The 14,975-nt window shown below is 54.2% G+C and carries 11 protein-coding genes and 1 rRNA gene; 3 read left to right on the top strand and 9 right to left on the bottom strand.

Annotated features, from left to right (window positions below):
• Positions 1-10: 10 nt before the first annotated feature.
• Genes QTL79_RS14345 through QTL79_RS14335 form a run of 3 tightly spaced genes read right to left on the bottom strand, consistent with a single transcriptional unit; the run spans position 11 to position 3,882 of the window.
• Entirely contained in the window at positions 11-1,342 is a 1,332-nt protein-coding gene (locus tag QTL79_RS14345) for a DNA recombination protein RmuC (protein ID WP_346355656.1), read from the bottom strand.
• Positions 1,343-1,357: 15 nt separating this feature from the next.
• Positions 1,358-2,986: a single-stranded-DNA-specific exonuclease RecJ gene (gene recJ, locus QTL79_RS14340; protein WP_346355655.1), complete on the bottom strand. Its 1,629-nt coding sequence runs from the start codon at positions 2,984-2,986 to the stop codon at positions 1,358-1,360.
• Entirely contained in the window at positions 2,980-3,882 is a 903-nt protein-coding gene (locus QTL79_RS14335) for a LysR family transcriptional regulator (protein ID WP_346355654.1), read from the bottom strand. The genes recJ and QTL79_RS14335 overlap by 7 nt, the downstream gene beginning before the upstream one ends.
• Positions 3,883-3,993: 111 nt before the next feature.
• On the opposite strand from QTL79_RS14335, the gene QTL79_RS14330 reads away from it, so the two are divergent.
• Together QTL79_RS14330 and QTL79_RS14325 are read left to right on the top strand one after the other, a co-directional pair.
• Complete coding sequence (locus QTL79_RS14330; protein WP_346355653.1) at positions 3,994-4,989, top strand: YeiH family protein; 996 nt, start codon at positions 3,994-3,996, stop codon at positions 4,987-4,989.
• A gap of 141 nt (positions 4,990-5,130) precedes the next feature.
• Positions 5,131-7,116 carry a methyl-accepting chemotaxis protein gene (locus QTL79_RS14325; protein WP_346355652.1) on the top strand — a complete coding sequence of 662 codons (1,986 nt, stop codon included), beginning with the start codon at positions 5,131-5,133 and terminating at the stop codon, positions 7,114-7,116.
• Positions 7,117-7,167: 51 nt separating this feature from the next.
• Here the strand turns inward: QTL79_RS14325 and hpdA are convergent, their stop codons facing one another.
• The 4 genes from hpdA to QTL79_RS14305 form a co-directional block, all read right to left on the bottom strand.
• Positions 7,168-8,121, bottom strand: coding sequence for a 4-hydroxyphenylacetate decarboxylase activase (gene hpdA, locus QTL79_RS14320; RefSeq protein ID WP_346355708.1), 954 nt, complete (start codon positions 8,119-8,121; stop codon positions 7,168-7,170).
• Positions 8,105-8,362 (bottom strand): 4-hydroxyphenylacetate decarboxylase small subunit, encoded by a 258-nt coding sequence (gene hpdC / locus QTL79_RS14315; protein WP_346355651.1) that lies wholly within the window; start codon positions 8,360-8,362, stop codon positions 8,105-8,107. The genes hpdA and hpdC overlap by 17 nt, the downstream gene beginning before the upstream one ends.
• Positions 8,363-8,369: 7 nt before the next feature.
• A complete protein-coding gene (gene hpdB / locus QTL79_RS14310) occupies positions 8,370-11,087 on the bottom strand; it encodes a 4-hydroxyphenylacetate decarboxylase large subunit (protein WP_346355650.1) in 2,718 nt (905 codons plus the stop codon).
• A 181-nt stretch (positions 11,088-11,268) separates the two neighbouring features.
• Positions 11,269-11,688, bottom strand: a complete 420-nt coding sequence (locus QTL79_RS14305) for a MarR family winged helix-turn-helix transcriptional regulator (protein ID WP_346355649.1) — start codon at positions 11,686-11,688, stop codon at positions 11,269-11,271.
• Positions 11,689-11,910: 222 nt separating this feature from the next.
• Between QTL79_RS14305 and nrdD the strand changes: the two genes are divergently transcribed.
• Positions 11,911-14,040 carry an anaerobic ribonucleoside-triphosphate reductase gene (gene nrdD, locus QTL79_RS14300; protein ID WP_346355648.1) on the top strand — a complete coding sequence of 710 codons (2,130 nt, stop codon included), beginning with the start codon at positions 11,911-11,913 and terminating at the stop codon, positions 14,038-14,040.
• A gap of 49 nt (positions 14,041-14,089) precedes the next feature.
• On the opposite strand, the gene QTL79_RS14295 is transcribed toward nrdD, so the two are convergent.
• Both QTL79_RS14295 and rrf read right to left on the bottom strand, forming a co-directional pair.
• Positions 14,090-14,446 (bottom strand): ribonuclease H family protein, encoded by a 357-nt coding sequence (locus QTL79_RS14295; RefSeq protein WP_346355647.1) that lies wholly within the window; start codon positions 14,444-14,446, stop codon positions 14,090-14,092.
• Positions 14,447-14,633: 187 nt separating this feature from the next.
• Positions 14,634-14,750, bottom strand: a 5S ribosomal RNA gene (rrf, locus tag QTL79_RS14290).
• Between the last annotated feature and the right edge of the window lie 225 nt (positions 14,751-14,975).

The raw sequence follows: 14,975 nt of genomic DNA, 5'->3' as shown, positions 1-14,975 counted from the left end.
TTGTCCTTTCCTACTCCGTCGCTTCATTTTCACCCAGCGGCCCTAGCAGTTGAACCGCTTCCGGCGACGGCAATTCCTGCACATCGCGTAATTTCCGTTCGATCGCGCGCGAGCGTCGCGCGGCGCTGTCGATGGTATTGCTGGCTTCCTGCAATTTTTTGCCGGTCTTATCTAAGAGGTCGCCGAATTTGCCGAACTCAGTCTTGACCGCGCCGAGCAGCCCCCATACTTCCGAACTGCGCCGCTCGATCGCCAGTGTCCGAAAGCCCATCTGTAGACTGTTCAACAGTGCGCCGAGCGTCGTCGGTCCGGCAATCACGACGCGCTGCTCGCGCATCAGCTGTTCCGACAGACCCGGACGACGCAGCACTTCGGCATATAAACCTTCGGTCGGCAAAAACAGAATGGCAAACTCCGTTGTCTGCGGCACACTGATATATTTTGCGGCAATATCCTTAGCCTCACTTTTCACGCGCAATTCCAGCGCCTTAGCCGCTTCTTCCGCCAGCACCGGATTGGCCGCCTCCTGCGCTTCAAGCAGACGCTGATAATCTTCCTGCGGAAACTTGGCATCGATCGGCAGCCAGACGACGCTACCCTCTTTATCACGGCCCGGCAGCTTAATCGCAAATTCGACCCGCTCATTGCTGCCCGGTTTCGTTGCGACATTCTGTTCATATTGTTCGGCGGTCAGCACCTGTTCCAATAAGTTGCCAAGTTGGATCTCACCCCAGATGCCGCGCGTCTTCACATTGGTCAGCACCCGTTTCAGATCGCCGACGCCGGAAGCGAGCGTCTGCATCTCACCCAAGCCCTTATGCACCTGTTCCAGACGGTCACTGACCAGCTTAAAGCTTTCGCCCAGACGTTTCTCCAGCGTCTCATGCAGTTTTTCATCCACCGTCTTACGCATTTCCTCCAGCTTCTTGCCGTTATCGTCCTGAATATCCTTGAGTTTCTTTTCTACCGCCTGGCGCACCTTTTCCATGCGCTCTTCATTGGCCGCGGTCAGCGTCTGCAGCTGCTTCACCAGATTCTCATTATGCGCTGCCTGCAGCTGTCCATGCCCGGCCATCTGGCGTGCCATCGAGTCCGCGGCGTCTTTCAGCCCTTTGGCCACTTCCGCCCGCAGGTCCTTGGCGCTGAGAGCGGCCTCCTGCCTGTTTTTTCCCGCTTCGGCGGCGAAATTCCGCTCCAGCCGCTCCAGTGCACTCTCCAGTACGGCCAATTTTGCCGCCGTATCGCCCTGCCCGCGCCCCGACACTTTGACCAGCAAGATAAGTAACAGTAAAAGGCCCAGCCCCTGTACCGCAAGCATAAGCCAAATCGTATTTTGCGCCATGCTGCGCCTCCTTTCCTAGAGCACGATTAGATGTTCGCCCTTAATATTGAATTGCAGGCTGCTGCGCCCCTGCCATTCATTCTTGACCGGATGCCCGATGCCGCCGACATAGTTCGGCTCACCGGCCGTGCGATAGAGCTGCGCCTGGCCGAATGCGACCAGCTCGACGCCCCGCTCGCCGACCAGCTTCACGTGCTGTTTTTCCTTGCCCATATACATCTTCTTCTGCACGAAGAACTGCTCCAGTTTGAAAAGCGGCGAAGGGAATCCAGTACCGAACGGCGCCAGCGCTTCAATCTCATCGACAAGCTGCAAACTGAACTCTTCTTCTTTCATCACGAAGTCGACGCCGGGTTCCGGGTGAAAAACCTCCTCCGGATACTGCTGCGCCAATTCGAGCAGCCGCGCTTCGAGCGCCGGGATATTTTCCTCTTTCAAGCTGACGCCGGCAGCCATCGCATGACCGCCGCCGCGTACCAATAAGTCCGCGCAGCCGTCGATCAGATTCTCCTTGATATCGAAACCGCTCACCGAACGCGCCGAGCCCTTGACGAGTCCTGCTTCCTTGTCCGTCGTCAGGACCAGCGTCGGCACGCCGTATTTTTCTTTGACCCGCCCGGCGATCAGACCGACGATGCCCTCGTGCAGCTCCGCTTCATAATAAACGATGAAACGTTTCTCCGTCAGACCGATGTACTTCATCGCCTGTTCCACCTGCGCCTTCGTCAGTTCCTGACGCTCGCAGTTGATCGCGTGCAATTCTTCGGCCAGCTTCTCGGCCCGCGCCGCATCGCGCGTCGTCAACAGTTCGATCGCCATCGTCGGAATTCCGACGATCCGCCCTTGCGCATTCAGCGCCGGACCGAACATAAAGCCGAGATGATAAGCGCGGATATCGCCGCTGATCTTAAAGACCTGCTTGATCGCCTTGATTCCGGCTCTCGCCTGCGGCCAGTTCATCAGCGTTAGGCCGTTTTTGACGATGATCCGGTTTTCGCCGACCAGCGTCATCACGTCGGCGACCGTGCCCATCGCAGCCAGATCTAGATACATCAGCGCCTGGCGCGGCTGCTTGCGTCCGTTGAAGAGTTGCTGCACCAGTTTGAACGCGACGCCGACGCCGGCCAGATTCTTATCGGGATAAAGACAGTCCGGCTGTTTCGGATTGATGATCACATTCGCATCCGGCAGCTCGGCCGCCAAATCATGGTGATCGGTGACGATCACGTCGATGCCGCGTGCGCGCGCCTCGCGCACCGCCTCCAATGCGCTGATTCCGTTATCGACCGTGATGATCAGGTCAATCGCTCCCTGCAGCGCCATCTCCTCGAGCGTACCGACTTGAAAACCGTAGCCCAGCTCAAAGCGACTATTGATGTACCAGTTTAAATTTTTTGCGCCTAACTGCTTCAGCGCCAGCAAGAGCAAGGCAGTTGATGTGACGCCGTCCGCGTCAAAATCCCCGACGATCCAAATATGTTTATCTGCAGCTATGGCCGCTTCGATCAGCGCCGCCGCCTCTAAGACGCCTTTTAGCAGGCCGGGCTCGCGCAGCTCAGCCACCTCCGCTTTGACGAAACGTTCCCGTTCCTCCGCCGGAATGCCGCGTTTTTCTAAAAAATCTTCTTGAAATCTTGTCAGCATATGCTATGTTCTCCTCTTGTTTTCCCTTCGCTTCTTACCAGCGTGATAAAAGACTCCATCGCGGGTGAGATATACTTATTCTTATGCTGAACCAGCTGAAAGGTTCGTTTAAACTGTAGGCCGCGCAGCGCGACGACCGACAACTCTCCCCGCTCCGCTTCGCGGCGCACCGCAAGTCTCGATATGACTGTGTGCCCGAGTCCGGCGCTCACCGCCGCTTTGATCGTTTCGGCATTATTATACACCCCGCCGGCCCGCCAGGAAATCCCCGCGCCGGCCATGACCATCTCAAATAGCTCCCGCGTGCCGCTGCCCGCCTCACGCACGAAGAAAACTTCGCCGCTCAGTTGCGCCGCCGCGACCGACTTGGCCTTCGCCCAGTCATGTGACGCGGCGCAGGCCAGCACCAGCTCGTCTTCCATGAACGGCTCCGTCAGCAGCCAGGGTGAATGCACTTCGCCTTCGACCAGTCCGATGTCGATCCGATCTTCCAATAACCCGTCCTCGATGACCTTTGTGTTGCTGACCGAAGAGGTCACCTTTACCGCCGGATGCCTTTCAGCAAAGCGTTTGACCAGCCCACTGAGCAGATACGTGCCCACGGTGACGCTTGCGCCGATGCGGATCTCGCCGTGCTGGCTGACCTCCCGCATCGCCTCCGCCGCCTCCTGGTTCAAGTGAACAATGTGACGGGCATACGTTCTGAGACGTTCCCCCGCCGCAGTCAAAAACAGCTTCCGCCCCAAGCGCTCAAACAGTTTCACCTGATAATGCCGCTCCAGTTCGGAAATCGCCTGGCTGATCGACGGCTGCGCCACATACAGTTTTTCCGCCGCCGCCGTCATGCTGCCTAAATCGCAGACGCTGAGAAAAATATTCAAATGACGAAACGTCACTTTTTCACACTCCATCCATAGGTTATTACTTATGGTTTATATTAAATTATAGTATTTTACATATCCTTTTACAAGGCGTATCCTAAGAACATACGAAAAAAGGAGCGTTCTATGATGTCATTTGCAAGCATTTCTACTACATTGCCCGGCCTCTTGATGGCTTTTGCCATCGCTGTGCCAGCCTGGCTGCTCGGCAAGGCCGTCCCGCTGATCGGCGGCCCGGTCTTTGCCATTTTGCTCGGTATCCTGTTGGCCGGCTGGCAGCGCCCTGCCGTTTTTGAAACGGGCCTGCGCTTTTCCGCCAAGAAAGTTCTCCAGGCTTCGATCGTCCTGCTCGGTTTTGAAATGAACCTCTACAGCGTGCTTGCGGTCGGCGCGCAATCCCTGCTGATCATGCTCTTCACGCTGAGTGCGGCATTCCTGACCGCCTGGCTTGTCGGACGCCTGCTTAACCTGCGCGGCAACACCAGCATCCTGATCGGCGTCGGAACCGCCATCTGCGGCGGTTCCGCGATCGCGGCGACCGCGCCGGTCATCGGCGCCAACGACAAAGAAGTCGCCTATTCCATCTCGACGATTTTTCTCTTCAACATCGCGGCGGTCTTTATCTTCCCGTTCACCGGTCATCTCTTGGGTCTGAGCGACGCCGGTTTCGGCATGTGGGCCGGTACCGCGATCAACGACACCTCTTCCGTAGTCGCCGCCGCTTATTCCTATAGCGATGCAGCCGGCAGCTACGCCACGATTGTGAAACTGACACGGACATTGATGATCATTCCCATCACGCTGGCATTGGCTATTTACACCGCACGCCAGCAAAACGCGCAGGGAACGTTCAATCTGCTCAAAATTTTCCCACTCTTTGTGCTTGGCTTTCTCGGCGCTTCCATCATCAGTACCAGCGCCGTATTGCCGCCTGCGTTTTGCCTCTTGCTGGCGCAAGCCGGAAAATTCTGCATCGCCGTCGCGATGGCTGCGATCGGCCTGAACACGCATCTGCGCCAGTTGATTCATAACGGCGTTGCGCCGCTCTTTCTCGGCCTTGCCTGCTGGGCGGCCGTCGCCGTCGTCTCCCTGCTCACGCAGCATTACCTGAACCTTTGGTAAGTCGCATCCGCCAATTTCCTGCATTTTTTCTGCAAATGGCTGCTCTTTCGAGCGGCCGTTTTTTCAATTTTCACGCTTAATTTTCTGTATAATTTTGTAAATCAATGTTATACTATGATTACACAGAGAGGAGGGATAGTCATGAAACTTCGTGTTCGTCTGCTCCTGGTCTTCTCGCTTCTGATCGGTTGCGCCTTGCTCACGCTGGCGATTACCGGCTATTCGATGTTCAAACAGGAACTGACAAAGGATATTGACGCGCAAATGTCAACGGCGGTAGAAAGCAGCGTCAATAAACTGGACGGCTGGTTGCTCTCAAAAGCAAAAGCCATTGACATCTTAGGAGGCACTGTTAAAGTTGCCGTTCCTGATGCCGCTCTCACCATTCCGATGTTTGCCGGCTATCAGGCCGTAGACAAGGAATTTTCCGACGTCTATTTCGGCACTGCGGACGGCAAGATGATCGACGGCAGCGGTTGGACGCCGCCGGCCGATTATGACCCTCGCACGCGCCCTTGGTATAAAGCAACCGCGGCCAAAGGCGGCCCGGCCTTTAGCGATCCGTACGTCGACATGGTCACCAAACAGTATGTCGTCAGTTACGCAACTCCGGTCAATGACGCGAACGGTAAACTGCGCGGCGTCGTCTGCGGCGACATCCTGCTGACCACTTTAGTCGATCTCGTCAGCAAAATCAAAGTCGGTTCAGATCAAAGCTATGCCTTTCTAATGGATGACAAGGGCAACATGCTGGCGCATCCGGATAAAGACGTCGTCTCGAAAAATGTCTTTGAAAACGATAAGACAAAAGCAATCGCTCCGATGCTGAAGGACATCCTCAGCAGCAAAGAGAGCGGCTTCAAAGAATATCAATATGCCAATCAGGATAAACTGCTCTATTATGCCAAACTAAACACTACGGGTTGGACCGTTGCGATTACCGTCGATAAGAGCATCGTTTATGCTCCGCTAAATAAGATCGCCACTCTTTTCATCTTTTTAACCATAGGAGCCTTGCTAATTTCTATTCTCGTCGTTCTGTTTGTAGCGCGACGCATCGCGCAACCGGTCGCCTATCTGATGGGACAATCCCAACTGGTGGCCGCTGGTGACCTGACCGTCACGACACAGGTCGACCGTAGCGATGAAATCGGTGCATTGGCCAATGCCTTCAACCAGATGAGTGCGAATTTGCGTAATCTGGTGCAAAACATGCGCGAGTCGGGCATCCGTTTGACGGATACTGCGACAAGCGTCAGCAATTCCGCTTACGAAACCGGCAAAGTCTCCGAACAGCTGGCCGTAACGGTCGGCGAAATTGCCAAAGGCACCGGCGAACAGGCGCAGTCACTGCAAAAAGAAGCCTCGATGATCTCCGACATGGCCAGCATGATTGATTCGATGGCGCATAACGTAAGCAAATCCGGCGAACTGGCCACTGAAATGCAGGGCTTCGTTAAGTCAGGCCAGGGCGTGATTGACAAACAAAACCTGATGATGGGCGAAAGTCGCAGGGCAGCTGACAATGTTGGCAAGACGATCGCCACCTTGGCCGACCATTCGCAAAAAATCGGCCAGATCATCGAAGTCATCACCGCGATTGCCGGACAGACGAATCTCTTGGCCTTGAACGCCGCGATCGAAGCGGCCAGAGCCGGCGAAATGGGGCGCGGCTTCGCGGTCGTTGCCGACGAGGTCAGGAAGCTGGCCGAACAGTCCGCGAACTCAAGCCAGGAAATTTCCAAGCTCGTCTCCGAAATTCAAAATATGGTGCAGCAGGCGGTAAAAGAAGTCGACGGCACCTATCAAGTCGTTAGCAATCAGGAAAAATCGACCGTCGAAGTGCGCGAGTATTTCTCGAAATTCAGCGAATCGATCGACATCATGGTGCGCGAGGTGAACGCGGCGCAAAGCGCTGCCGAAACGACGCGCAACCGGGCCTCCGACGTCAAAGGGCTGATCGAGAACATCGCCAGCGTTTCGGAAGAAACCGCCGCCGGCGCAGAAGAAATGGCTGCGGCAGTCGAAGAGCAAACGGCAACCGTTCAATCGATCGCCCAGGAAATCGCCTCGGTAAAAAACACCGCCGAAGAATTGCAACGCGAAATCGACCGCTTCAAGGTATGAGTCATTGGAAAGAGGCTGTGAAACAATTCGTTTCACAGCCTCTTTTTTCGTTCAGAATGGCGTCTCGCTGCCCAGATAACAGGCGATGCCGCGTTCCAGATAATAGTCCTGCAATGCCAATAAACGTTCTTCTTCCATGCTTTTCTGCTCAGCATAAGGATACTGCCGGCCTAATTGCGTCCATTTCGACTCGCCCAGGCGATGAAACGGCAGCAGGTTGATTTCAAACAGATCCCATCTTTTCATGAAAGCCGCGATTTGCCTGTGATTCTCCCGTCCATCATTGTAGCCTTCAATCACCGGTACGCGCAGCACCAGTCGCCCCGGCCAGGCACATTGCCTGAGTGCGGCAATATTCCCTAATGCAAGCGCATTATCCACTCCGGTTCCGGCGCGATGCGCTTGCGTATCGCTGTGCTTCAGATCGATGAAAGCGAAATCGACCCATTCCATGACCGCTAAAAAAACGTCCCTTGCGACATGCGCGGTCGTTTCAATCGCCGTATGGATATAAGCCTGACGGCAGCGTTTCAGGCAGGCCGTCAAAAACTCCGCCTGCTGCAGCGGTTCGCCGCCGCTGAACGTCACGCCGCCTCCGCTGCCCCAATAGGTACGGTCACGCTGTAAGACCTGCATGACCTCTTTTACGCTGTACGTTTTGCCGCAAACGCGCAGCGCCTCATACGCGCAGGCGCTGACGCAAACAGGATTCTCGCATGCGCGGCAGCGCTGCCAATCGAGCGCAAGCATCTTTTCCCGGATACGGATCGCCCCCAGCGCGCAAGAATCCAGACAACGCCTGCAGCCGCTCGCACAGCGGCACTTGCCTGCGCTGAACATCAGTTCCGGCTTGCCGTGCCAACTTTCCGGATTTGCGCACCAGGCGCAGCGATGACTGCAGCCTTTCAGAAAGATTGTCGTCCGGCAGCCCGGTCCGTCATGTACAGAAAAACTTTGCATATCAAAGATAATGCCGCTTACGTTTTCCTCAGCAGCGTCCGACATAGCCTTCACAACTCACCGCCCTGTTTTCGGCCGCGCTCCAATACTCTTTTTTAAAACCGCTGCAGCTGCCCATTCCATCCTTGTCATTTTGCGTAAAGCACTGGCAGTTGCCGCATTTCGGCAATTCTTCAAACTCCGTGCAAACAGCCGTATCAATCAGAACGAATTCACCGTTTAGACGACAAATTCCTTTTGCCGCGTCGATCGCGCAAAAATTCTCACAATCACTATGCTTGTTCATCGAACGCTTACACCCCTTCATATTCGGTTCTCGCAATCACTTCATCCTGAATCGGCTTGCCGATTTCGCACCAGTACTGCGTAAAACCGGCCACCCTGACCATCAGGTCGCGGTGCGCAGTCGGTTCTTCCTGCGCCGTTTTTAAAACCTTGGAGTCGACAATGTTGTATTGCAGATGAAAACCGCCCTGACGCATATAGGAACGCGTCAGTTCAAGCAGTTTGCGCGCGCCCTCTCGGCCTTTCACCGCGGCCGGATGCAGTTTGAGGTTCATCTGTGAATTTTGCGACAGACTATGATCCCAGACGGTCGCCGAATGGAACAACGCATAAGGCCCGTTCTTATCGGTTCCGGGATAGGCCGACAGCGAACCGTCCGCATATGTCGTCCCGGCCAGCCGTCCATCGGCTGTCGCAAGCGTGCACGCACCCTGCGGCCCGTGCGTCGAGACGGAAATCTGACTGGCATAGAGCGGTTTGCCGTAGAGTGATTCAAAATCATGCGCCATCGCGCAGAACCAGTTTTCATAGTCCGCCAAAATATCGTCGGCATACGCGTCCGCATTGCCGTATTTCGGCGCGCGCAGGCAGGCTTCATACAGCGCGTCATACGCGTCGTCAGCGCTGCGCTTTTCCTGATCAGAGAGCGAATAGCTGCCGACTTCTTCCGCCGTCTTGAAGCCGAAATTTTCGAGCAGTGCCTCCGTCAGTTGCGCCAGCGTGCAGCGTTGTTCCTCATAGACCACTTTCTTGATCGCGGCGAGCGAATTGACGCAGGTGATTGTGCCGCAGCTTTCGATGTTCAGCGTCGCATTGTAGCGGTAGCCAAGATTCCCGATGTGCTGGCCTTTCGTCAGACAATCCGGCTTCAAAAACGAATTCAGGATCGACATGTTGTTCTTGCGCCAGATATCGAGTTGGATATTGTTTGTCTTGATCACCAGATCGCAGCTCAGCTTATAATATTCCCGGAACTGGTCAACCAGTTCCGCATAGCTGTCGAGACTGCGATTATGCGCCGGATACACCTGCGCACCGGTCCGCTTGTCAAAACCATTCGTCAGCACCAGTTCCAGTATCTTCGGATTGGCGAGGAAATGGACGCCGGTCCCAGCCGTCTGACCCGAACCGCCGGGGATATCGTATTGTCGTCCGTTTAGTTCCAGCGGCAAGTAGCTGCACGGTGACGTCTCAAGACAACCGCCCATTGCGACCGCTCTTGCTTCCTGAGGCGTCATCCCTTCTTTGCCGAACTGGTTTTGCAGAAATTCCATCGCCCCCCGGTTGTTGACCCAGGCCGGATATCCGGTACCGGTTTTCGTACATTCGACTCCCTGCAGCAGGAATTCTTCCGGCAGCTTTTCATCATACAGGCAGGTCAGCGTCGGCTGCGGCGTCTCGCAAGTCATGCCCGCTTCCAAGATCAGCATTTCCAGACGGTTGGCCGCCGAGCTGCCGTCTTTTTTCAGACCGCCCAGCGTCAGATTGTTGAACGTATTGCCCGACAGCACGCCGCCGACCACGCCGGTCGAGGCAAAACAATCGATGCAGGTCATTTTGACGCGTTGCAATTCCAATAATTCGAGTACTTCCGCTTCCGTCGTCCGCCCCGCCGCCAAATCCTGTTCAAACCAGGGATAGAGGACCTGACCAAGCCGTCCCGGCGACATGCCCGATATCGCATCTTCATTGACCACCGCAATATGAATGATATAAGTCAGCTGCAAAGCCTCACGGAACGTGCGCGGCTGATGATGCGCAATCCATTCCAGACAAGCGGCGATTTCGCCGTATTCCAGACTTTGTTCCGCGGCTTTGCATCTTGCCGCCAACTTTCGTGCCAGTTTCGCATGATTTAAGATCCAGTTTTGCAACCCCTCGATGATGACGCGCACCGCTTCATAATAATAAAGCCGCTCCATGCCCAACACGCCGTCGCCGCCGGCCTGTCCGGCCACTTCGGCCTTGCGCTCCTCCGCCAGTCGTTTCACGCCGTCAAAACCATATTGCAGCGGGAAATAATAATTGATCACTTCGCGCCCCTGGGGCAGCGTATAACCGGAATCGAACATGCAGACGACCGACTTCATCAGATTCTCTTTTATTTCATAGCCCGGCGTCATCATTTCATATTTGTGTCCCAAGTCCTCAACCGACCGGCCCACCCACTCTTTTGCAAGGCGCACCAGACTCGGCACTTCTTCCTTTCGAATACCGAATTTCCCGGCGATCGAAACGACATTGCCAAAACTTTGCGTCACGTTGCCGCCGCCGCTGCCGAATTTGCTGAGTTCGCCTGCACTCTCGCTGCCGCGCTGCATCGCCTCGCGATACAGTTCATCTTCTTTTGCAACAAAAAAGCCTTCCGAAAGCCAGGGCATCGGAAACGAACCGCGATAATTGCGCGTTTTTTGCATGACCAGTTTCTCATCCGGCAGGATATTCGGCGTGAGATGCGAAAATGCGCTTTTCAACGCCTCCGCCCGCCGCACGACCGCGACCTCGCCCTCCAACTCATTCCAGCGCCTTGTATACCAATAAGGAAATTCCGTATCGACCGTTGACAACGTCGCATAGTAAATATCGCGCAGCTTAGCCGCCCGTGCGCCCGGCTGCTTCCTAACCTCCCGTTGCGTCAGGCCGTCCGGGGCCTGGCCGCCGGATTGAAAATTGACCGGCACGCCTTTTTCCTTAAGGATCTCAAGCAACTTCTTGTTCACACTCATCGTTTCGGAAAACCTCCTGATTTTATTTAGCAGGCTAATTATATGCGTAAAAATAAAAATGCTTTCGCTTCTCTAAGTATACCGCCTAATCCTTCGCTGATAAAGAGCCGTGCGCATTTTTCCGCTCGTTTTATCGCCTTATTTTATGGTATACTAAGAAAATTGCGGCCTCTTGGCAGCGCTACTTTCTTTTCACGTTCTCCAAGAGCCGGTTCATCAGCTGCGATAAGAGCTGCATTTCTTCCGGCGCGAAGCCTTTGAATAGCTGCTTGCGATATTCTTGGATCTCCTGATTCCAAAGCGGAAAACGCTCTTGCGCCGTTTCGGTCAGCGACACCCTTTTCACACGACGGTCCTGGCACGTCTCGCGCCTGACCAGTCCCGCTTCCTCCAGACGGCGCAGCATATTCGTCAGCGTCGGCGCTTCGATCGACAGATACTGGATCAGCTCAGACTGCGTCGCACTGCCGAGTTCATGCAGCGCGAGAATCAGCGACCATTGACCGGTGTAAATTCCGAGCGGGCCCAATTTTTTGTTGGTCGCTTCATTGACGATTCGAACGTATTTATTGATGCGAGGAATAATGTATTCTGAAGTCATTTGCGCCCGTCCTCCTTTTAAAATCAACGCCTTCCCTGTGATTGTAGCGGACTTTCCTGCCAAATGCAAGGCATAGCGTCCTACAATATATTGTGTTTTTATGTCATTAAACCTATTTACTCATACTATATAATGCGTTTATAATGATAGTGGGCCGTATACCAGGCCATATTTTTCTGTCATTCAGCGGTCTGCGCAGCAAGAAATTTGAGGAGGAATTGTATGTCAACGGATTTATTCCAAACAATTTTCACCGAGCAAGAACAAACCCAGCTCACCAGCTATACGGAAAACCTGAAGGAAAACCTGACCCGCGTCGTCAAGCGCAGACAGAAAGAGGTCGCTTTCGACCCGATCAAGATCTCTTCCGCTATTTATAAATCATTAATCGCGGTAAAAGAATACGCCACGCCCAAAAACTACACCAGCGAAGCCTGGGCGCGCAATCTGGCGCTCAGTATCACCAAGATGGTCGTCGACCGCTTAGTGATGGACAACAAACGTGTTTACAGCGTCGAAGACATCCAAAATTTTGTCGAAGACGCCATTTTTGATAACGGTTTCAAACAAACAGCTAAAGCCTACATCCAATATCGCGCGAACCGCACCGCGATTCGTGAGGCAAAGAACTCGCTCGACAAAGCCGTTGCGGAAATTTTGGAAGAGACGCACAAGGAAAACGCCAACGTTGCCAACTCGCCCTCGGCCAAAATGCTGCAGATCGGCAGCGCGGCCAGCAAAAATTACTACCTGAGCAAAGTCATTCCGGAAAAATTCGCCGAAGCGCATAAAAGCGGCGCCATCCACATCCACGACCTCGATTTTTACGGCAAGACGCTAAACTGCCTGCAAATTCCGTTGCGCAAACTGCTCGAAAGCGGCTTTAACACCGGTCACGGCTATATCCGTCCGCCCAAACGGCCCACTTCGGCAGCCGCTCTGGCCTGCATTATCCTGCAAAGCAACCAGAACGACATGTTCGGCGGCCAATCCTACGCCTTCTTCGACCGCGATCTTGGCCCCTACTTCAATGATGCCAATGACATCGAAGCGTATCAGGCGATGGAAGCCGTGATTCACAATCTCAACAGCATGCATTCGCGTGCCGGTGCACAGGTGCCCTTCTCCAGCGTGAATATCGGCACCGATACCTCGCATGGCGGCCGCCTTGTCAGCAAGAACCTGCTGCTCGCCTATCGTAAAGGTCTCGGCAACGGCGAATCACCGATTTTCCCCAACATCATCTTCAAGGTCAAGGCGGGAGTCAATATGAACCCGGGCGACCCTAACTATGACCTCTTCAAACTGGCGTTGGAAGTCGCCAGCGTACGTCTCTTCCCGACCTTTAGCTTCCTCGATTCCAGCTTCAACAAAGATGCCGAAGAGGAAGTCGGCTATATGGGCTGCCGGACGCGCGTCATTTCAAACCGCCGCGGTCCCGAAGTCACCGACGGACGCGGCAACCTGACCTTTACGACGATCAACCTGCCGCGCGCCGCGATTGAAGCCAACGGCGACCTGGCAAAATTCTGGAGCAATCTGGAATCGTTGACGAATTTGGCCATCGAGCAGCTTTACCAGCGTTTTCGCGTTCAGTCGCAGCTTAAAGTCAAAGACATGCCGTTTTTGATGGGACAAGGTCTCTATCTCGATTCCGATAAACTGGGCATGGGCGATCATGTTGAAGATTCAATCAAGCACGGTTCTCTGTCGGTCGGCTTCATCGGTTTGGCCGAAACATTGATTTCCCTTACCGGAAAGCACCATGGCGAATGCCCCGATGCGCTGGCGCTAGGCGAAGCGATCGTGAAGAAACTGCGCGACATGATGGATCAGGCCAGCGAAACCTATGATCTTAACTATTCGCTGATGGCGACGCCGGCTGAAGGACTCTCCGGCCGTTTCACGCGCATCGACCGCAACCGCTACGGCGCGCTCGAGAACGTCACCGATCGAGAGTACTATACCAACTCCTTCCATGTTCCGGTATTCGCGCCGATCAGCGCGTTTGACAAACTGCGCATCGAAGGCCTCTTCCACAAATATTGCAACGCCGGGCATATCAGCTATGTCGAACTGCCCTCGCCGCCGGCCGGCAACGTCGCTGCAACGGAAAGCCTGGTTCGCGCGATGGCCGCCTCCGACATCGGTTACGGCGGCATTAACTTCCCGCTCGATTACTGCTGCAACTGCGGCTATACCGGCATCATCGCCGAAGACGATTGCCCGAACTGCCGCGTTTCCAGTGTTCGCCGCGTTCGCCGCATCACCGGCTATCTCAGCACGGTCGATCGCTTCAACTCCGCGAAACGGGCCGAACTCGACAGCCGCATCGATCATTTTAAGGCCTAAGCAGCATACGAAAGGGCTCTCGACCGATAATCCGGTTGAGAGCCCTTTTTTACCGTTTGACGTCTTTTTTTACAAAATCAATCCAAGCCAGCTTGTCCTCCAAGAAATCCACATACTGCTGCACAAATTCATTTTCTGGCGGCCATTCGCCCTTCGCCCAGGCACGAATTCCTTCATAGTCATAATGTATCGTCACTGTCGTATTTTGCTGCTTTTTCGCCCATTTCAGCGCACGGATCACCGCTTCGATTTCACCGCCGCCATTTTTCATCGCCAGCGCCTGCGGATTTTTCCCCTCTCCGCTTGTCATATGCAGCATCACCGGCCCCTCGTTGACGACAAAACCCCAGGCATATTTTCTCGGTTGCTGACTTCCGTTTACATATATGTCAAAGTGCTTTTCCATTATCTCATCCTTTCCCACTCTCTCCTGCATCATCTTCTCTAGCATTGTACCGGAATTTTTTTCGAAACGCAAGCCACTCGCTAGATTTAAGCAGTTGCTGTCCTTCGCTTTTTCTTTCTATTTTTGTGCTTCAAAGCATTCCAATATAGAAAAAGACCGTCTGCACGTTCATGCAGACGGTCTTTTTAACCGGCAACTCCCTATCCTCCCAGGCCGCTTCCAGCCAAGTACTTTCGGCGTATGTGGGCTTAACTGCTGTGTTCGGTATGGGAACAGGTGGGACCCCACAGCCATCATCACCGGATACTTCGAATTGTCCTAAACCATTCATCTGCTGCGTTGCTGCTTGCGGTCCTCGCTCAACGTAGCTTCCGCTACGCCTTCGCTTACGGTCCTCAGCGCGCCTTGCCGCTAAATGCTTTATGCCAATTCTTTGCAACACGAGCTAACGCATCGCAAGATCTTACAGGTAAACATTTCTACAAGAGAATATATTCCCTGAAAACTTTATAGAAGAAAGATTTGCAAA

Origin of the sequence: Azotosporobacter soli, from assembly GCF_030542965.1 — a bacterium.
Classification (GTDB): domain Bacteria; phylum Bacillota; class Negativicutes; order SG130; family SG130; genus Azotosporobacter; species Azotosporobacter soli.
Note: the sequence above shows the minus strand (reverse complement) of the source record. Positions and strands in the feature narration are given on the sequence as shown.